The sequence below is a fragment of the Spartobacteria bacterium UBA695 genome, from assembly GCA_002298145.1.
Lineage (GTDB): Bacteria > Verrucomicrobiota > Verrucomicrobiia > Chthoniobacterales > Chthoniobacteraceae > UBA695.
In genome coordinates this window covers 60,243-79,707 of sequence record DBMP01000021.1, presented here as the reverse complement: position 1 = coordinate 79,707, position 19,465 = coordinate 60,243, and the positions used below count along the sequence as shown (strand labels likewise).

At 61.1% G+C, this 19,465-nt stretch carries 12 protein-coding genes; 5 read left to right on the top strand and 7 right to left on the bottom strand.

Annotation, left to right across the window (positions count from 1 at the left end):
* On the top strand, positions 1–3,193 hold a 3,193-nt coding region (locus tag B2828_RS11965), incomplete at its 5' end, for an autotransporter family protein (RefSeq protein ID WP_479633979.1).
* Positions 3,194–3,341: 148 nt separating this feature from the next.
* A complete protein-coding gene (locus B2828_RS11960; RefSeq protein WP_479633978.1) occupies positions 3,342–4,517 on the top strand; it encodes an ISL3 family transposase in 1,176 nt (391 codons plus the stop codon).
* Here the strand turns inward: B2828_RS11960 and B2828_RS11955 are convergent.
* The 4 genes from B2828_RS11955 to uxaC all read right to left on the bottom strand — a co-directional run bounded on the left by B2828_RS11955 (position 4,503) and on the right by uxaC (position 11,662).
* A complete protein-coding gene (locus B2828_RS11955; protein ID WP_479633977.1) occupies positions 4,503–7,061 on the bottom strand; it encodes a carbohydrate binding domain-containing protein in 2,559 nt (852 codons plus the stop codon). The two genes, B2828_RS11960 and B2828_RS11955, sit on opposite strands and share 15 nt — an antisense overlap.
* A gap of 136 nt (positions 7,062–7,197) precedes the next feature.
* Positions 7,198–8,697: a UxaA family hydrolase gene (locus B2828_RS11950; protein WP_479633976.1), complete on the bottom strand. Its 1,500-nt coding sequence runs from the start codon at positions 8,695–8,697 to the stop codon at positions 7,198–7,200.
* Positions 8,698–8,703: 6 nt separating this feature from the next.
* Positions 8,704–10,224, bottom strand: coding sequence for a tagaturonate reductase (locus B2828_RS11945; protein ID WP_479633975.1), 1,521 nt, complete (start codon positions 10,222–10,224; stop codon positions 8,704–8,706).
* Between the two features lie 13 nt (positions 10,225–10,237).
* The gene (uxaC, locus tag B2828_RS11940; RefSeq protein WP_479633974.1) at positions 10,238–11,662 is read right to left on the bottom strand and encodes a glucuronate isomerase; all 1,425 of its coding nucleotides are present in this window, start codon (positions 11,660–11,662) and stop codon (positions 10,238–10,240) included.
* Positions 11,663–11,744: 82 nt separating this feature from the next.
* Between uxaC and B2828_RS11935 the strand changes: the two genes are divergently transcribed.
* Positions 11,745–12,929 (top strand): XylR family transcriptional regulator, encoded by a 1,185-nt coding sequence (locus tag B2828_RS11935; RefSeq protein WP_479633973.1) that lies wholly within the window; start codon positions 11,745–11,747, stop codon positions 12,927–12,929.
* 68 nt (positions 12,930–12,997) lie between these two features.
* Positions 12,998–15,442 (top strand): YfhO family protein, encoded by a 2,445-nt coding sequence (locus B2828_RS11930; protein WP_479633972.1) that lies wholly within the window; start codon positions 12,998–13,000, stop codon positions 15,440–15,442.
* Between the two features lie 67 nt (positions 15,443–15,509).
* On the opposite strand, the gene B2828_RS11925 is transcribed toward B2828_RS11930, so the two are convergent.
* From B2828_RS11925 to B2828_RS11915, 3 genes are all read right to left on the bottom strand, one after another.
* Positions 15,510–16,925, bottom strand: a complete 1,416-nt coding sequence (locus B2828_RS11925; RefSeq protein ID WP_479633971.1) for an NAD(P)/FAD-dependent oxidoreductase — start codon at positions 16,923–16,925, stop codon at positions 15,510–15,512.
* A 125-nt stretch (positions 16,926–17,050) separates the two neighbouring features.
* Positions 17,051–18,007: a glycosyltransferase family 2 protein gene (locus B2828_RS11920; protein WP_479633970.1), complete on the bottom strand. Its 957-nt coding sequence runs from the start codon at positions 18,005–18,007 to the stop codon at positions 17,051–17,053.
* A 233-nt stretch (positions 18,008–18,240) separates the two neighbouring features.
* Entirely contained in the window at positions 18,241–18,642 is a 402-nt protein-coding gene (locus B2828_RS11915; RefSeq protein ID WP_479633969.1) for a peptide chain release factor-like protein, read from the bottom strand.
* A 32-nt stretch (positions 18,643–18,674) separates the two neighbouring features.
* Between B2828_RS11915 and nagB the strand changes: the two genes are divergently transcribed.
* Positions 18,675–19,451: a glucosamine-6-phosphate deaminase gene (gene nagB / locus B2828_RS11910; RefSeq protein WP_479633968.1), complete on the top strand. Its 777-nt coding sequence runs from the start codon at positions 18,675–18,677 to the stop codon at positions 19,449–19,451.
* Positions 19,452–19,465 lie beyond the last annotated feature (14 nt).

The following is a 19,465-nucleotide window of genomic DNA, read 5'->3' as shown; positions in this document are numbered from 1 at the left end:
CGGCGGCGGCGGCACCGGCGGCGGCGCGGGTGCGGGCGGCCTGGGCGGCCTGGGCGGCGAGATTCAATTTACAATTTCGGCTAATGCCACCCTCACCGGTGGGGTCATTCTTCTCACCACCGGCGGTGACGGCGGTGCAGGCGGCACCGGCGGTGCAGGCGGCGCAGGCGGTAACGCCGGTTATGGAGATCTTGCTCCGAACGGTGTCCAATATGGCGCGGCTGGAGCCGGTGGTAACGGCGGCGCGGGTGGAGCAGGCGGCGCGGGCGGTTCGTCCGGGCTTATTTACGGCACCAACGCAGCAACGCTCATCAACATTGGCCTTATCGGCGTATCCGATGGCGGCAATGGCGGCAACGGCGGCGACGGCGGGGTCGGCGGCAGCGCTGGCACTGGTGCATCTGCCGTTAATGGAACGATCGGCATCGGCGGCAATGGCGGCGCGGGTGGCTCCGCTGGCGCGGTTGTCCTGACCAATCTCGGCGCAATTTCGACCACCGGCAGCACCTTACAATACTCCGGCATCGCGGGGGTATCCGAAGGCGGCAACGGAGGCAACGGCGGCTCGGGGGCCACCTACGGCGGTAACGGCGGCAACGGCAGCGCTGTCACCATCAGCAATTTAAACACCATCACAACCTTGGGTGATGAAGCGGACGGTATCTACGCGCTCAGCCACGGCGGCTATGGCGGCTTTATCAATATCAACGGCACCAACAATATCTCCGGCAATGGCGGCGCGGGTGGCAGCATCGTCATCAGCAATAGCAGCGCCATCGCGACTTCAGGCTCAGAGGCCTACGGCATCCAGGCCCGTAGCTACGGTGCCTATGGCGTTATCGGTGGCACCAGCGGTAATATCACCATCACCAACGCGGGTTTCATCACCGTAAAGGGAACAGACACCATTGCCATCAATGCTTATTCCGAAGGCAGCACCGGCTTTATAACCGGCGGTAACAGCGGAAATATCATCATCAACAACTCTGGCACCATCGTAGCCTCCGGCTACGCTAACGAAGGCATTGCTGTTGGCTCTGAAGGTGGGTATTCCGAGTCTGGCATCGGCGGCAACGCCGGCAGCGTCACAATCAACAACTCCGGGGTGATCAAAGTCACCAAGAACGAGGGCTTCGGCATCGATGCCTATAACTTTACCTACCCCGAAACCGGCGGCAGCGCCGGTAACATTACCATCAATGTTTCCGGCTCCGTCATCGCCTCCGGAAGCACCTCGGTCGGCGTCTGGCTGGGCAGTGAGGCCGCCTTCGGTTCTGCGGGCGCGCTTTCGCTCACAGTAAGCGGCACGGTCAGTGGCGGTTACGGCGACCAGGCCTATGGCGTCCAGTTCGGCCATGAAAACGACCCTGGGCTCAGCTATGGCAACGAAGCCAAGCTAACCATCCAAAGCGGCGGCGTCGTCACCACAGTCGATGGCGTCAAAGGCACGGCTGTTATTAGCTACGTGGACAACACCACGATCTACAACACCGGTACACTGATTGGCTCCGTCTACCTCAATGGCAACCAAAACGCCATTACCAACAACTCGGGCGGCGTCATCTTCGCTGGCAACTCGATCCATCTTGGAAATGGCTACACCCTGACCAACAACGGTCTGATCCTGCCCGGCGGGTATGACACCCTCCAGGCGACCACCGTCACCGGCAACCTCGTTCAAGCCACGGGTACATTGGGCTTCAAGATCAGCGGCACCGCCAGTGGCAAATACGACACCATCTACGTCACCGGCGCAGCCTCTGAAACGGGGCATGGCACCATCAAGACCTACCAGTATGACGGCTATGTGCCGAACCCCATCAATACGGCTTGGGGCTTGTCTGCCAATTCCTTTACCGTGTTGACCGCCGCTGGCGGCCTTAGCATCACGGGAACGGCAAACAAGATCGACGACTACTACGTCAAGAACTACCTCGTGCGGTTGGACCAGGCCCTGAGCCCAATTGTGACGGGAACCAGCCTTACCCTGGTAACCAAACAGAGCACGTTTAACACGCTCTTCAACGGTTACAACGACGGGCTGACTCATAATCAGCGCGCCGTGGCCGTGGCCCTTGACAAAGCCATCGTCGCTTCCAACTGGAACGGCGGCACCGACAGCCGTGCGGACAAGCTCATTTACCGCTTGGACGACATCGACAAGACGGGCCTGCGCACAGCCCTCGACCAGATCGCACCCGAGGAGCTGGGTCTCCTCGCCGACGCGGCTCTGGGCGTGGTTCGCAGCCATGAAATCTCGGTGCAATCGCGCCTGTCTCAACTCCGCTTGCCGGAGGAAGCCACGCTATCGCCCGTAGGCTCAGCGAAAGACAATGACGACAATAAGGCTGTCGTCGCCCCCACCGGTGGCGACCTCAACGGCTTCTACGCCTTTGGCAACGTCAACACTGCCAAGGTGAAGGATGACAACGATATCCTCGGCGGAAAAGACGATGCCTACGGCGTGACCCTCGGGTATGATCGCCAGGTGTCCAGCGACATCCGCCTGGGCTTGGCTGGCACGTATCTCTACGATGACCTCAAGTTCAACAGCGGCGGAAAGACCAAGATCAATGATGTTTCCGCATCGGTTTACGCCCAGTGGGTTTCCAACCAGTTCTTCCTCAACGGATTGGTTGGCGGCGGCGCCGGTTCCTACGATGTCACGCGGTCTGGATTGGATCGCGCCAACGTAAACGGCAGCACGGACGGCGAGGAAGTCCACGTTCAAATCGCAACGGGGTACGATATTCCGGTTCATCGGTTCACCATCACTCCCAATGCCAGCCTGGGTTACACCAACCTCTGGTTGAACGGCTACACCGAGGATGGCTCGCTGGCTCCGTTGAAGATCAACGACATCAAGAACACTGCTTCGCTACGGTCCCGTTTGGGCACCAGCGTTGCCTACCACGGCACGGTTGCAGGCAAGGCGGTGACTCCTGAAGTCGGCCTCTACTGGCAGCACGAGTTCCTGGACATCGACCGCTCCATTACGGCCCATCTGGCCAGCGGAGCCGGTGGTACGTTCACCGTAGACAGCGCCTCCTCCGAGCGCGACAGCCTGACGCCCACCGTGGCCGTCAACGTCAAGCTGACGGACAACATCGATGTGCGTCTGGCCGGTGAAGCGGCGCTGCTTAACCGCGCGCCCTCCTTCAACGGCAACGTCGGTGTGAGCATCGGCTGGTAAGAGAAACACGTTGTGTTCATCTGCCCCCTGGCGGCCCATCGGCTGCCAGGGGGTTTATGCGCACTTGGCTATAGGGATGGCTCGGTAGCTTATCCGAGGTCCACGGCCGCGAAAAAGATCCCCCCCCGGTGTTTTTTTGTTACCCGGTATGAAAGGCTTGCTTAATCTCCCGCAGCTTACGGTCGAGAAGGTAACCGAAGATGGCGGGCATTTTATTTTTATTGTCTCCGGCGACACCCCGCCGGCAGCCTGCTGCGAGGCCCCCTGCCTGGTCAAAAACGGGACCAAGCGCGCGCTATACCTCGACCTCCCCGTGCAGGGAAAGCGGGTCAGCATCTGGGTCAACCGTCGGCGCTGGTTTTGCAAACGGTGCCAGAAGACGATTTACCAGGACGTTCCCCACATGGATAAACACCATGGCATGACCGAGCGGCTCGTCCGGCATATCGAAGCCGTCAGCGTGAAAGAGCCGTTCACCTTCATTGCCCGTGAACTCGGGGTCAGCGAGGGAACGGTCCGGCTGGTTTTCAGAACTTACGCAGCTCGCGCGCTGGCGAACCGGAATATGACCACCCCGCAATGGATCGGGATCGGTCTGGTACATTATGGCCACCAGCTTTGGACGGCGGTTATCGACGTGGAGAGCAAAACGCTGCTCGACCTTCTGCCTTCGCGCAGCGAGGAAGCCGTCACCGACTTTCTTCGTGGCCTCCCGGGCAAAGAGGCCATCGAACGGGTGACGATCGGCATGTGGGAGCCTTACCGCAAGGCGGTTAAGTCCGTTCTACCCTGGGCGAGCCTGGTGGTAGACCGTTTTCACATCGCCAAACAGGCCAACGAGACGCTGGAATGCCTTCGCAGCGCAATGGCCTTCCCCGTTTCCAAGCACGGTTTGATCCGGAACGGTCGCCGCATGGTTCTCCGCACCCCCGAGCGCCTCAATCCGGCTCAGAGAGTCAAGCTCGACACCTGGCTGGGCAGTTATCCCCAGTTGAAAGCCGCTTACGAGGCCAAGGAACGCTATCGTGCGATCTGGGAGAGCGAGACCCGGGCCGAGGCGGAAGCCCGCTATGCCGAATGGGAGCGGTTGCTTCCCCCTGAAATGGCCTTGATATTCCGTGACCTTATTCACGCGACGGACGCCTGGCTCGAGGAAATTCTTGCCTCTGTCGAATGCGGCTACCCGGCCCAAATCTATGTGAATTGCGTCAACGGCCTTCAGCGATTGCTTAACCGGCTGGGGCACGGTTACAGCTTTGAGGTGGTCCGGGCCAAGTGGCTCTTGAAGTGCCGCGCTTCCGGCGTGCCCTCAGCGGTTTGTTGATAAGTCGCCGCTGATTTCCACTTCATACCAAAGGGTGCAGTGCTCGGGGCCAAGGTTGAGCGCCGAGCCAGAGCCTTCCGCCTGGAGGGGGATGGGGGCTCCGCGCTGGCCCCGTTCGTCCAGGGCCCAGGCCTTCATGCGAGCGGGCGGGAGCGGCAGGGTGACGCGGGCGGCGATGCCCTCGGCCAGGACGGGCGCGCGGCCCCAGTCGCGGCCCACGGAGTCTTTGGCGGCGCTTTTCCAGACCATTCCGGTGTTCTCGACGGACCCGGCGGCACAGATGAGCACGCGACCCGGGGAATGGAAGTCGGGGCCGTCGATGGCAGTCAGCGCGAGGGCGGCCCAGCCTTGGAAGGCGACGCCGACTTCGCCGAGCGCAATGGGCTCGCCGGAACCCTGGCCGATGAGGGCTTTACCGCGCGGGGCGTCCACGGCGGCGCGGGCGTGGGGCGTGTCCCAGAAGAGCGGGGAGCTTTCTCCGGTAGCCGAGGCGGAGGAGGCGTTGCCGATTTGGAAGGCCACCCGGAAGAGGTCCTGCCAGGGCATCCCGATCACATTTTCAGCGGCCCACCAGGTACCCCGGCGGCGGCAATACTCAAGGGCCTGATCCTGGGAAACCGCAAGGGTACGCGTGGCAGCGGCTTTGGGCAGGTCGCCTCGCACGAAGAGCGATACGGCGGCGGGGAGGGTGACGAGCTTGGCCGAGTTCTGGTCGATGTCGAAAAAGCTGCCCTGGCGGCGGCTGTCCCAGTCATCGGTGCGGCCCGAGTACTCAAAGGCAAAGAGGGCGTCCCAGTCCTGGAGCCCGGCGAAGGCGCTGACGAGCAGGAAGGCTTCGGCGGCGTGGGGGTTGGGGGAAGGGGCGTTGTACTCGGTGCAGATGAAGGGTTTGCCCTCGACGCGGCGCAGGGCGAGGCCGGGAAGGGTGCCCCCGCCCTTGATGCCCGCCATGGAGAGGGGCGCGACGGTCCAGTCGGTCAAGTCCCACGGTTTGCGGGGAAAATTGGGGTGCTGCCAGTAGGCATGGCTGTCCACGACGTCGAAGGCGGCCTGGATCTGCGGGAGGCTGTATTCCGCCGCCGTGCCCACCAGCAGGCTGTGGGTCCGGATCTCGTCGCGCAGGAAGCAGCGCATGCCCGTCCAGTAGGCTTCCTCGGTTTCCCAGAGGAAGCGCAGCCAGTCGCGCTGGGCCTCGGCGGTGCGGGAGGCGAAGCTGGATTTGATGAATAACGGCAATGCGCCCAGGTGCTCGCCCTCGGAGAGGCCGAACCGGCCCCCGGGCCGCAGCGAGACGTCGGCGAAATCAAGATCGGCTCCGGACTCGCCCAGGTTGCCGAAAACAACGCGGGCGTTCGGTTCCCTGTCGGTGACTTGGAAAACGAAACGGTACTCTTTCCACTCGGGCCCAAGGTCGGCCTTTGCGGACCAGAGGAGCCCCCACGGAGCATGCGCCTGGCCGACATCGACGCTCACTCGCCGGGGGGTACCCGCAGCGGCCCGGGCACGGAAGGCAAGGGTGTAGGACTTGTCGCCCTCCAGGGAAAGGAGGGGCTGGGAAAGCTGGAGGTGCCACTCTAGGCTGCCGGTTTTCTCCACATGAAGGCGCAGGCCGCCCTCCCCCTCGGGTAGCTTGGCGGTAGCGGCTTTCGCTCCGAAGTGCTGCTCCAGGGTCCACGCGGAGCCGAGACCGCCCGCGAAGTTCCCCTCGCGCAGAAGTTCGCCGCCGGACGGTTGGTCGGCAAGGTTCCAGGCCTTTTGCAACGCCTCCTGGGAGGGGTAGCGCGCTTGCAGCCAGCGGTTCCAAGGGGCCTCCAACTCCGCGCGGTACGGCTCCGGCATAGCGTCAAGCGAACCGCTCCACCACTCGGAAATGAGGCCGTTCTCGTTGTTGATCTCCACAAAGGCGACGGCGGGCTCGTCGGCGTAGGCGGTGTGCGTGTACGGGTTGACGTGCCGGAGGAGTTGCCGGGCGTAGTCGCGCTGGGCCTCCAGCAGGGGCGGGTAAAAGAGGTCCACGCCTTTGAAAAAGGAGGGATGTTTCTCCCAAGCGGGCATGCCGGGGTAGACGTTGCCGACGTGCAGGTTCAGGTTGGCGTAGATGCCGTGGGCTTTGAGCCGGGCGATGAAGTAATCGAGGCGGTCCAGACGCTCGGGGTCGAGGGTGCGCCGGTCGGCCTGCAAGATCCCGGCGGGGGCCTTCTGGGTGTCCATGTGGTGGAACCGGACGCAGCCGATGCCGAATTTCGCCATGCGGGCGGCGATGCCCTCGGCGGCCTCGTGGGTGGGGAAGTTCGCGCCGAAGGTGGTATTGACGCCGAAAAAGCGGATGCGCCGGTCGCCTGCGTAGAGGTGGCCGTCAGGGCGGGCCTGGACGAAGCCGTGGGCGCCCGCCGGTTTTTCCAGGAGGCCGCTCATGTCGGTGACGCCGGGGGTGGCGTCGTCCCACGGAAGGGAAAAGGGGAAGCGGGGCTCCTCGGAGGCGGGCAGCCGGAGGGGAAGGAAGCAGAGGAATCCGACCGCGAGAAAAAGGGGGAACGGTTTCATGGGGGTTCCCGGATTGTGCCCTTCCGGCCTCCAACCGGGCAATTAAAAAGGCCCCCCTCTCCTTCAAAAAAGGGGGCCTTTTCTTTTCATCCCGAGCCGGTCTCTGCTCCGGCGCGGAACCCCTAAATTTTTTTCGCTACAGCGTCACGCCGTCCTTGAAGATGGCGATTTCGCGGAAGCCGTTGATCTCCGCCTGGGTTTTCTTGCGGCCACTGGCGACGGCCAGGACGTCGAGGAAAAGCCGGGCGGCCAGTTCCTCGCGCGTGGTGCCGTGGATGAGCTCCCCGGCGTCAAAGTCGATCCAGTTCTTTTTGTGCCGGGCGAGCTCGCTGTTGGTGGCGATCTTCATGGTGGGCACGCAGCCTCCCAGCGGGGTGCCGCGCCCGGTGGTAAAGAGGATGATGTGCGCGCCGGAGGCGGCCAGGTCGGTAACGGCGACGATGTCGTTGCCGGGGCCGTCCAGGAGGTTGAGGCCGGGCAGCTTGAGCGGTTCGGCATAGCCGAGCACGTCGACGACGGGGCCGCAGCCACCCTTCTGGGTGCAGCCGAGCGATTTTTCCTCCAGGGTGGTGATGCCGCCGTCCTTGTTGCCGGGCGACGGGTTCTCGTAAACGACCTGGTTGTGCCGCAGGAAGTAGTCTTTGAAGCCATTGACCATGTCGACGGCCTTTTTGTAGACCTCGCGGCTGACACAGCGGTTCATGAGGAGCGTTTCCGCGCCGAACATCTCGGGGACTTCGGTTAGCACCGTGGTGCCGCCGCTGGCGACGAGCAGGTCGGAGAAAGCGCCAACAAGCGGGTTGGCAGTGATGCCGGAAAGGCCGTCGGAGCCGCCGCACTTGAGGCCGACGCGCAGCTTGGAGACGGGCACCGGCTCGCGCTGAACTTTGCCCGCGATCTCCGCGAGCTCGCCCAGGAGCGCCAGGCCGGTTTCCATTTCGTCCTCGACCTGCTGCGAAATGAGGAAGCGGTAGCGACCGCTCTCGGCGTCGCCCAGGGCTTCCTTAAAGCTCTCCATGGTGTTGTTCTCGCACCCGAGGCCGATCACCAGCACGCCGCCCGCGTTGGGGTGGTGGGCCAGGCCCGCCAGGGCTTTGCGGGTGTTGGCGTGGTCCTCGCCGAGCTGCGAGCAGCCGTAGGGATGGGTAAAGGCGTAGACGCCCTCGATGCTCCCGGCTTCGCCCCGCTGCGCTTTTTCGTTGAAGCGACGGGCGAGCGCCTCGGCGATGTGGTTGACGCAGCCGACGGTGGGCAGAATCCAGAGTTCGTTGCGAATGCCGACGTCGCCATTGGGCCGCTTGAAGCCCTCGAACGTGGGGCCCTCGCCCTTGGAGGCGATGGCGCTGGGGACGGGCTGGTAGGTGTACTCCAGGAGCCCGCCCAGGTTCGTCTTGAGGTTGTGCGAATGGACCCAGCCGCCGGGGCAGACGCGCGCGATGGCATGGCCGATGGGGCTGCCATACTTGATCACATTCTGGCCCACGGCGATTTCCGAGAGCGCCACTTTGTGCCCGCGGGCGATTTTTTCAGCGAGGGTGATCTCGAAGCCGCCCACGGAGAGGGTCTGCCCGGCTTCGAGGTCTTCGAGCGCGACGCCGACGTTGTCGGTGGGATGAATGCGGAGAAGGGGATTCATGGGCGGTTAGGCGAGCAGCGCTTCAACGGCGGCGCGAGCGCCCTTGGTTTGGATGGCCGCGATGCCGCCCGCGACGGCTTCGGTCAGGCCGGGAACGGTGTTGAGGTCCTGGCCCCAGAAGGCGGTCTGCGAGAGGGTCTCTTTCGCGAGTGCGGCGGGGTCGGAGGCGAGGCTGGCCCAGCGGGTTTTGAAGAATTCCAGGATGTCGGCGTCGTCGCGGATCGGGTAGGCCGCGCCGTCACGCAAACCTTGCAGGTTGCCTTCGGCGGTCGCGGTGCCTTTGTAGAAGCTGATCAGCGCGGCGAGCGAGAAGGCCAGCGCGGCCGGGAGTTTGCCGGTGTTCCGGACGGTGTCGAGCAGCGACGGGAGCACGCGCACTTTCCATTTGGAGACGGAGTTGAGCGAGATGCTCAGAAGCTCATGCCGGATGAACGGGTTCTGGAAGCGCTCCATGACGGCTTCGGCAAAGGCTTTCTTGGCGGCTTCCTCCATCGGCAGCGCGGGGACGATTTCGTCAAACACGGCGCGGCGGATGAATTTGCCAAAAACCGGGTCGCCCATCATTTCGCCGACGGTATCGAGGCCACCCAGGTAGGAGGCGAGGACGCTGGAAGTATGTGCGCCGTTGAGCACGCGCACTTTGCGGGTGCGGTAGGGGGTCTGGTCGTCGGTCCAGATGACGTTGAGCCCCGCCTTGGCGAGCGGGAATTCGTCGGCGTACTTGGCCGGGCCTTCGATGACCCAGAGGTGGAAGACTTCGCCGGTGTCGATGAGGTTGTCCTGGTAGCCCAGTTCGCCCACGAGCGCCTCGGCTTCGGCGCGCGGGTAGCCGGGGACGATGCGGTCAACCAGCGTGTTCAAGAACGCGTTGGCGGATTCGATCCACGCGGTGAATTCGGCCCCCAGCTGCCACGCGGCGGCGTGCTTGAGAACGTATTCCTTGAGCTTGGAGCCGTTGCGTTCGATCAGTTCGCACGGGATGAAGACGAGCCCCTTTGCGGCGTCGCCCTTGACGGCCTGGAAGCGCTCGTAAAGGAGGTTGGCGACCTTGGCCGGAAAGGAGTTGGGGCAAACGCCCGGGGTGTGCGGCTCCTCGACGTAGGCGATGCCCGCCTCGGTGGTATTCGATATGACAAAGCGCAGATCGGCGCTGCGAACCAGCTCCACGAGCGCGGCCCACTCATCGTAGGGGTTGAGCGCGCGGGAAATGGAGGAGATGACGCGGCGGTTCTCGACGACTTTGCCCGCTTCGACGCCCCGGGCAATCAGCGTGTAGAGGCCGTCCTGTTCGTTGATCTTGCCCGCGAGGCCCTGGGCAATCGGCTGGACCGCGACGACGCTGCCGTTGAACCCGGCGCGTTCGTTGGCTTCGTCGATCATCCAATCGACAAAGGCGCGCAGGAAGTTGCCCTCGCCGAATTGGAGGACTTTCTCAGGCCGCGTGGCGAGCGGGCCGACGGCGACGTTTTTCGGGAGGTTGAAGCCGCTCTTGAGCAGCGACAGGTTAAGAGAAGGAAGTTTGGACATTGCGTGTGATTTGTTATTTGGAGAAGAACCCGAAGTAATTGCGGGCGTTGTGGTAAGAGATGTCGGCGACCATTTTCCCAACGAGCGCGAGGTCGTTCGGGATGAGGCCGCGCTCCATATCCGCGCCGAGGATGTTGCAAAGCAGGCGGCGGAAGTATTCGTGGCGGGTGTAGGAGAGGAAGGAGCGGCTGTCGGTGAGCATGCCGACGAACTGGCTCAGCAAGCCCAACTGCGAGAGGGCTTCGATCTGGCGCGTCATGCCGTCGGTCTGGTCCAGGAACCACCACCCGCTGCCCATTTGCAGCTTGCCCGCGACTTCGCCGTCCTGGAAGTTGCCCAGCATGGTGGCGATCAGTTCGTTGTCGCGCGGGTTGAGGTTGTAGATGATCGTCCGGGGCAGCTTGCCCGCCAGCGCGAGGCGGTCGAGGTAGCGCGAGAGGCCCTGGGCCACCGGCTGATCGTCGATGGAGTCGAACCCGGTATCCGGCCCGAGCGCGCGGAACATGGCGGTGTTGTTGTTGCGCAGCGCGCCGTAGTGGATCTGCTGTGTCCAGCCGCTTTCGGCATCCATGACGCCCAGCTCGAAGAGCATGAACGACTTGAAGCGGCGGATCTCGACCGGATCGAGCGGCTGGCGGGCGCGGGCTTTGTCAAAGATCGTCGCGGCCTGCGATGCGGTGCAGTCGTCACCATAAACCGTATCGAGGCCGCGATCGGAAAGGCGGCAACCGTGGGCGTGGAAAAAGGCGTGGCGCTGGCGGATGGCACTGAGGAAGGCCTCCAGATTGCCGATCTCCACGCAAGCGGCGGCTTCGAGCTTGCCGAGCCAGGCCAGGAAGGCCTCGGGACGGTCTACGGCGTAAGCCAGATCGGGACGCCACGTGGGCCGCACCTGGACGGAGAAAGAGGCATCAGCCGCGATGGCGATGTGGTCGGCCAGGGAGTCGACGGGATCGTCCGTGGTGCAGACGACCTCCACCTTCGAGCGCGTCATGAGCGAGCGGCAGGAGAAATCAGGCGCGGTAATGACGCGGTTGCAGTCGTCGTAGATGGACTTCGCCGTGTCCGGCCCAAGTAGGCGGTCGGTAACGCCGAAGTAGCGGGAAAGCTCCAGGTGGGTCCAGTGGTAGAGAGGGTTGCGCAGCGCCTTGGGCATGATCCCGGCGTAGGCTTCGAATTTCTCCCAGTCCGAGGTATCTCCACCGGTGCAAAGGCGCTCGGGCACCCCGGCGGTGCGCATGGCGCGCCATTTATAGTGGTCGCCGTAGAGCCAGATTTGCGTAATGTTCTCCCAGCGCTTGTCGCCCGCGATCTCCGAGGGCTTCAGGTGACAATGGTAGTCGATGATGGGCAGGCCCTCGGCGTAGCCGTGGTAAAGTTCGCGGGCGGCGCGGGTCTGCAAAAGGAAGTCGTCGTGGATGAACGGGGAGTTACTCATGGAAAGGGATCGTTTTTTTTATCGCACATTCCCCGAGGCTCATCTACGGTAATGATCCGCAGAGTCAGGGTAATTTTGCGCAATGACCACCAACCCCGTTCCCCACGCCAAATTTCACGTTGCGCTTCTGTTGGAAACCTCCCGCGAGGTCGGCCGGGGCCTCCTACGGGGCGTGCGCCGCTACGCCCGCCTGCACGGACCTTGGGGCTTGCATGTGATGCCCGGGGATCTCATCCAGACGCTCCCCACCATGCGCGCCTGGGGCGGCACGGGGATCATAGCCCGCGTCCCCACCGACAGCGTGGCGCGCGCGATTCTGCGCACGGGCCTGCCAGTGATCGCCGGTCCCCTCTCCGACCGCCAGCTGGCCCCGTCGAGCCCGCTCTCGGGCTGCCCGGAGATCCGCGCCAACGGGGAGGCCATCGGGCGGCTCGCGGCGGAGCACTTGATGGACCGGGGCCTCGTACACTTCGCCTTCGTGGGCGGCTACCGCACCACCAACTGGGTGGAGCGCCGCCAGAGCGCCTTCGCCGCGAGGCTCAAAGAAGCAGGGTTTTCATGCGCCATCTACCCCAAGCCGCCCTCCTCCGAGCAGGACTGGGGCCGGGAGCAAAAGCGCCTGGTGCGCTGGCTGGCCAGTCAGCCCAAACCGCTGGGCGTCATGGCCGCGCTCGACGCCCGGGGCCGCCAGGTCATCGAGGCGTGCATGGAAGCGGGCCTGAGCGTGCCCGACGAAGTGGCGGTCATCGGCGTCGACAACGACGAGCTGCTCTGCGAACTGTGCGATCCGCCCCTCTCGAGCGTCGCCCTCAACGCCGAGAAAGCGGGCTACGAAGCCGCCGAACTGCTCGAAGCCATGATGCGCGGCGAGAAGGTCCCCCCGAGGCAAATCTTGATCGAGCCCACCCACGTCGTGGCGCGGCAATCGACGGAAATCGCCGCCACCGACGACCGGAAAATCGCCGACGCGCTCCGGTTCATCCGCCACGAAGCCAACCGGCCCCTGGGCATCCCAGACGTCGCCGAGCATATCGGACTCTCGCGGCGTTCGCTGGAACTGCGCTTCCGGCGCGCCCTGGGGCACACCGTGCTCACCGAGATCCGCCGATCGCAACTGGAGCGGGTGCGGGCCTTCCTGATCGAGACCGACTGGCCGATTGGAAAAATCGCCCAACACTGCGGCTTTTCCAACGGCAACTACCTCGGAAAAATCTTTCGCAAAGAATTCGGCGAGACCCCTCAATGCTTCCGGCTCAAGCAGAAGTAACAAAACTGAATAATAATATCCTCGTATTACTAATACTCCACCAAGTAATCGTTATTTAACATTCCGTTATGAAATTCTCCTTCCGGTCCCATTGGCCTATTCTGATTTTGTTGACCCTGCCTTTTGTTTTTCTGGCAGACATTTGGCTTGGCGGTCGAATGCTTTTTTTGAGGGATTTTTTCTTCAACGATGCGACGATGCGGATCATCCATGGAGAGGCGTTGCGGCATGGAAGCTTTTGCCTTTGGTATAACAACCAGTGCGGAATTCCCGGAGCCGCCCAACCTCACAGCGGAGCATTTTACCCCCCAAACTGGATGTTTGTTCTGCCATGGGAGGAGTTTTCCATCCGCCTCTGGTGGACATTCCATCTCGGCGTCTCAGCGGTGGGATGGTATGCCCTGGGGCGTTCGTGGAAGTTAGATAAGGCTCCCTCTTTGCTGGCCTCGGTGGCATTTACCTTTGGCACCTATTTGGTTACCTGGATCGAGGGGGCTCCCGCTTTTACGTCCATGGTATGGGGACCGCTGGTGCTTATGTACACGGGCCGCATTTTGAGTCAGACCGCTGAATCCGTCAGCCGGGGCTTTTTGCCAACCGTGCAAAATAATGCAGGGACAATCGGCATGCTTTCCCTGTTTCTTGGGCTGCAATTGTTAGCCAATGGAGAGTACTTTTTTTATACCGGCCTGATTACCGGCATTTATGTCGTCGTTTGGTGGGTTTGGAAACAGAACTGGAGAATTGCCATCTACTCCATGCTGTTGCTGGGGGTGGCTTTGGTCCTCGCCGCCGCGCTGTCGGCTCCACAGTGGGTGCTAACCGCGGAGCTAGTGCCTCTTAGCGAGCGCGCGGGGGAAGTGGACGCGATGACGCGAACGGCCTCGGCCCATCCGCGCCACTGGCTGACCTTTTTACTGCCGTTCCTATACGGCAGACCGGGCTATCCAGACAAATTCTGGGCACCAACCCTTTATGAATTTGGAATGTGTCACTGCTACCTGGGATTGGTCCCGCTCGTTTCCGCCCTCTTCGCGTGGCTCTGGCTCAAGGGTCCGCAACGCAATGGAGAGCGCACAGCCCAAATCACTTTCCTGCTGATTATCGCTGTTTTTGGACTCGTGATGGCGGCAGGTAAATACACGCCGTTTTACGAATTTTTTCATCAAACAGTACCGGGGTTCGGGCATCTGCGATTTGCTCCAAAATTTTACATCTTTGTCGCTTACGCCATCGCCATGCTGGGGGCTCTCGGCCTTCAGGCGCTGATCGAATGCAAGGAGGAGACGTTGAAGGTTCGCAAGCGGATCTGGTGGATCACGGCGGCCGCCCTCGGCGTGTTCGCCCTGGGATTCCTCGCATGCCTTTTCAGCGACAGCGCCTTGGCCTGGCTAATGAAGCACCCGCGCGTTCCCTCACCTGCGCAGGTTGAAGACGAGTATCTCGATTATGCTCAGGCCATCGGCTTCTTTGGAGGCGCCACAGCCATTTTTTATTTCCTAGCCGTCAAAAAGATTCCAAAAAAATGGCCTCAATACGCCGCCGTGGCCTTTGCTTTCCTGAATCTTGTGCTTGTCTCCCGCCAAATTCATCCAACTGCGGCCGCAGGCCTTTACACGCAACGGGCCACGGAATTGGAAAAACGAATGGGCAACGATAATCTCCACACCTTCCTTTGCCTCTCTTATCAGGTGCAGCAATATACCTTGGGCGAAACCCGGCGTGAGATCCTTGATTGGGCCACGCAAGTTGGGGCCACCAACGCAATCCGGCTCGGCCAGGTTCCCGTTCTAAACACCTGCTGGATGACCCTCTCCCGCTTTCGCACGCTTCTAGCCGGGATCATGACAGGGCCAATCCCGATTAGGGAAAGGCTGGCAGACCTGATTTCGCTTCGCTATCTGGCCTCTGGCAAAGGGAGCATCGAAACGATCCTTTGGGGAAACGGGCCAAAAGACTGCGACTACATTGTCCGAGAGAGCGCGCTGCCCCGAGCCCACATAGTCTCCAACTGGGCTGTCGTGAGGGACCAGAATGAGATCCTGAGAACGCTGATTTCACCCAATTTCGATCCCCGCCAGACAGCTGTAGTGGAGCCATTGCTGGGCCAAACGATACCATCCCCGTCCAACACCAATCCCCCCAGGGATGAAGGAGAAACGAAAGCGTTCCAAGACCAAGGAAGCCGCTTAGGGCTTGAGGCCTCCACCAAAGATAGGGCCCTGCTGGTTCTTAACGACACCTGGTACCCTGGCTGGAAGGTGAAAGTGGACGGCGTGGACCAGCCCATATTCCGAGCCAATTACCTCTTCCGGGGGGTCTTCCTGGAGCCAGGCACCCACAAGGTAGAGTTCATCTACTGGCCCACCCACTTCACGGCGGCCCTCGGAATCTGCCTCCTGGGTCTGGTTGGCTGCGCGGGGCTCGGGGTGCTTGCCCGCGCTACCCGGCCCGTTTCCACAGTTTCTTCACTGCATCGCGCTGCTTCTTCGCGTCGACCATCCGCTGCTTGACTCCGGCGGGGCAGGGAAAGCGGCCACTCGGGAAGGTATTGCGTGGATTATTGAGTACGCCAAACTCCTACTTGGCTTCCTCATGATATTCCGCGTCGGAATTGACGTTCCAGGGGTCGAGCTTCCCACCCGAAAGACGGCGCGCAGCCAGCAGAGCACTCAACATGGAATGGTCCATGTTGTTGTATTTATGCATCCCATTACGACCGACGACCTGGAGATTTTCAAATCCGTGGATCTGCCGCCGGATCTTTTCCACATCTTCCTGATACCCTGGGCCATAAACCGGATAGGCCTTGGGAATCCGGACTACGGCGCCATCAAACACCTCCCCGCTTTTGACGAAACCAAGCTGCTCCACCTCCTTTTTGCCAAGGGCGATGAGATCTGCGTCTGCCATGTTCCAGAGGTCGTCTCCTTCGAAACAAAAATATTCCAATCCCAAACAGGTAACTTCTTTTTCGGGAATCAATGAGGGGCTCCAGTTGTTAAAGTTTTGGATGCGGCCCAAGCGAACGGAGGGATCGTGAACGTAGATCCAGTTGTCCGCAAAAAGGTCCGTTTTTCGGATCATCAAGGCCACAGTCAGGAAATCGCGGTAGGTCAGGTTGCGGGCCGCGATTAAAACGGAGTCCTCCACCGGCGGGGAAATACGCAAGATCGTCTCCCGAAGAGGCATCGTGACAATAAATTCGTCACCAGCGAAAATCTTTTCCTGCCCTTGCGCGTCGCGAGTTGTCACGGAAACGATCCTGCAACCTTCGCGCGTTAGCTTGACGACTTCTTGCCCCATCCAAACCTCGCCTCCCTTGTTGAGAATGTCATCGCGGGTCTTTTCCCACATCTGGCCGGGGCCAAGGCGGGGATATTGGAAGCGATCAATCAACGTTTTTACCACTTCGCCCCCGGTTTTTGGCTTTTTGGGAAAAAGAGAGTTCCAGATGGCACCGGAAAGGGAAAGCCCTTTGATGCGCTGGGCGGCCCAATCAGCACTGATCTGCTCACACGGCATCCCCCAGACTTTCTCTGTGTAGGTTTTGAAAAAAATCGAAAATAGCTTTTTTCCAAAACGATTGCTGACCCAATCTTGAAATGACTTTTCAGGCCGGACCGGCAATACCTTGCTCTTGAGATAACTCAGGATGCAAAGAATGCTTGTCCCAATGCCGAGCCCCAGAAGGGCATTCATGGCTTTAAGCGGGTAATCAAAGAACACTCCCCGGTAAAAAATACGAGATAGCCGATTCACGGAGATGAATTCCTTACCCATGCGATCAGCCCACCATTGGCTGATTTCCTTATTTTTGCTAAAAAAACGGTGCCCTCCGATGTCGAATCGGAAGCCTTTGTATTCCACCGTCCGGGCGATGCCCCCCACATAGACCTGATCTTTTTCGATTACCGTCACAGAAACATCGGACCGTTTTTCAACGAGTTCGGCTGCACAAGCAAGTCCCGCAGGCCCGGCGCCGACGACTACCACGATATTTCTACTAGACATATCCACAAAGTTTAATGGATGTCGGCAAAAAAGTCCACATCATGGCTTCCCCCGGATGGGGCCTTGGGGGGCTGTGAGAAGAAAAGCCAAGGCCAGGCGATGGGACCCTAGATGTTGACCTTCTGGTCCACGATGTAGGGCATCCGCCCTTTTCCCTGGTTGTAGATCCGCCCGACGTATTCTCCAATAATCCCCAAGATGAGGGCGTTCGAGCCGATCATAAAGAGCAGGAGCAGGAATGTCGTCGTTACTCCGGGAGGGGCCTTTGTCAAAAAACTCGGCTGGGCAAAATAGAGTAAGGCATACGTGAGGCTAAGGACGAAGGAGACCGAGGTGATCAGCAATCCAAATAAGGTTACCACTTTCAACGGTTTGTTGGAAAAACAGATCACTGCGTGCAGGGCAAATTTAACGCAGTAATAGACGTTGGCTGTGGACTTTCCCTTGGTCCGCAGGGCTCTTTCGTAGGGAAGGGGAACCTGTTTGAAGCCAACCCAGTGGACTAGGCCGCGCATGTAGCGGTCGGGCTCTCGCAGGGCGCGCAGTTGCTGGACTACTTTCCGGTCCATGAGGCGAAAATCGGTGGCGTTGGGGACGATCTTGCAGTCGCTTAGGTTGCAGATCATTAGGTACGCGATCTTGGCGCCTAGTGTCTTGAGCCAGTTCCCGTCGCTGCGCTTGGTTAGGCTTCCGTAGACCACATCGGCGCCCTGCCTCCATAGCTGGATCATCGTCGGGATGAGTTCAGGGGGGTCCTGCATGTCCGAGAAAAGATTTACTACCGCATCGCCTTCGGCGTGATCAAGTCCGGCAAGCAGCGAAGCCTCCGCGCCAAAGTTGCGGGAGTAGCGCAGGTATTTCCAGCGGGGATCGGTCTGGCAAAATTCGAGGGCCAGTTCGGAGGTCCGGTCGACGCTGGCGTTATCCAATACGATGGCTTCGAACCGGTAGGCGGCCGCGCAATCCATCATCTTGTTAACCCGCTCGAAAACCGTCGCCAAGTTTCCTTCCTCATTGAATGCAGGGATGATGATTGAAATCAATGGGGAGACAGGTTGGGCCATGCCTCAAGCAAACTAAAAAGACTTCAATAACTGTCAAATAATAAGCCATCCCCGCCGCATGCAATGAGGTAATTTAATAGAATCCCCGTTGGAGCTGATGTGCCTCTCCCCCATGCCTCCAACCGGGCTGTATAATATCCATCCGCCCCAAACTCTTGTAGCTGCTTTTCAACGCTGAAAGGACCTCATGGACCGTCAAACTTGGCCAGCGTTAAAAACCTTTTACTAAACGGTTACTCCACTCGCCCCCTCAGTTTTTTCACGGCGCCCCGCTTCTTTTTCGCGTCGACCATCCGCCGCTTGACGCCGAAGGGGCGAGGGCGATTGCGGCGGCGGGTTTTTTCCCGCTCGGAGCGCTCCTGGGCCCGGCGCTCGCGGAGTTGTTCCTCCAGGGTTTCGATGAGCCGCTGGCGCGCCAGCTGGCGGTTCATGGCCTGGGAGCGGGTATCCTGTACGGTGACCGCCACGCCGCTCGGCCCGTGCCGGAGGGTGACGGAGGTGGATACTTTGTTGACGTTCTGGCCGCCGGGCCCCGAGGAGCGGGCAAAATTTTCCTCAATATCCTCGGCCCGCAGGCCCAGGCGTGCCAGGCGGGCGGCGAATTCATTTGCCCCGGAGGTGGAGGAAGCGTTCATTATCTTAAGAAATTCAATACGGGGGGACGGTTATGGAAATCATTATAAAAGCCGATGCACAAGAAGCGAGCCTGGAAGCGGCCGCGCTCATCGCCCGGCAGCTGCGCGTGAAACCGGAGAGTGTGCTGGGGCTGGCCACGGGATCGACGCCACTACGACTTTACGAGAGGCTCTGCGCGATGGCCGAGGCGGGGGCAATCGACCCTTCCCAGGCGACGGCCTTTAACCTGGACGAGTATGTGGGGCTGCCCGGAACGCACCCGCAAAGTTACGCGGCCTTCATGCAGGCTCATCTTTTCGAGCGCTTTAAGGTGGCTCGCTGGCACATTCCCAACGGCATGTCGGCAGATATTGCCCGCCACTGTGCGCAGTATGAGGAGGCGATCCGCGAGGCGGGCGGGATCGATCTTCAGCTCCTGGGCCTCGGTTCGGATGGGCACATCGGCTTTAACGAACCGGGCTCGTCGCTGGCCTCGCGGACCCGGCTTAAGACGCTGACGGCGCGTACGGTGGCCGACAACGCGCTGCACTTTGCCTCGCCTGAGGAGGTGCCGCGGCACGTGATTACGATGGGCGTGGGGACGATCCTCGATGCCCAGGCCTGCCTGGTGCTGGCGTTCGGGGAGCAGAAGGCGCGGGCGGTGGCGGCGATGGCCGAGGGCCCGGTGAGTGCTTCCTGCCCCGCCTCGGCGCTCCAGATGCACCCGGTCTGCACGCTGATCGTGGACGAACCGGCGGCGGCTTTGCTGGAGCGGCGCGATTATTACCGCTGGGTTTACGAAAATAAGCCGGACTGGCAGCGCCCGTAGCTGCGGTCCCCTCC

Excerpts from the sequence above, each read along its gene's own strand:
- B2828_RS11960 (WP_479633978.1), top strand. The coding sequence starts at position 3,342 with ATGAAAGGCTTGCTTAATCTCCCGCAGCTTACGGTCGAGAAGGTAACC.
- B2828_RS11955 (WP_479633977.1), bottom strand. The coding sequence starts at position 7,061 with ATGAAACCGTTCCCCCTTTTTCTCGCGGTCGGATTCCTCTGCTTCCTT.
- B2828_RS11950 (WP_479633976.1), bottom strand. The coding sequence starts at position 8,697 with ATGAATCCCCTTCTCCGCATTCATCCCACCGACAACGTCGGCGTCGCG.
- B2828_RS11945 (WP_479633975.1), bottom strand. The coding sequence starts at position 10,224 with ATGTCCAAACTTCCTTCTCTTAACCTGTCGCTGCTCAAGAGCGGCTTC.
- uxaC (WP_479633974.1), bottom strand. The coding sequence starts at position 11,662 with ATGAGTAACTCCCCGTTCATCCACGACGACTTCCTTTTGCAGACCCGC.
- B2828_RS11935 (WP_479633973.1), top strand. The coding sequence starts at position 11,745 with ATGACCACCAACCCCGTTCCCCACGCCAAATTTCACGTTGCGCTTCTG.
- B2828_RS11930 (WP_479633972.1), top strand. The coding sequence starts at position 12,998 with ATGAAATTCTCCTTCCGGTCCCATTGGCCTATTCTGATTTTGTTGACC.
- B2828_RS11920 (WP_479633970.1), bottom strand. The coding sequence starts at position 18,007 with ATGGCCCAACCTGTCTCCCCATTGATTTCAATCATCATCCCTGCATTC.
- B2828_RS11915 (WP_479633969.1), bottom strand. The coding sequence starts at position 18,642 with ATGAACGCTTCCTCCACCTCCGGGGCAAATGAATTCGCCGCCCGCCTG.
- nagB (WP_479633968.1), top strand. The coding sequence starts at position 18,675 with ATGGAAATCATTATAAAAGCCGATGCACAAGAAGCGAGCCTGGAAGCG.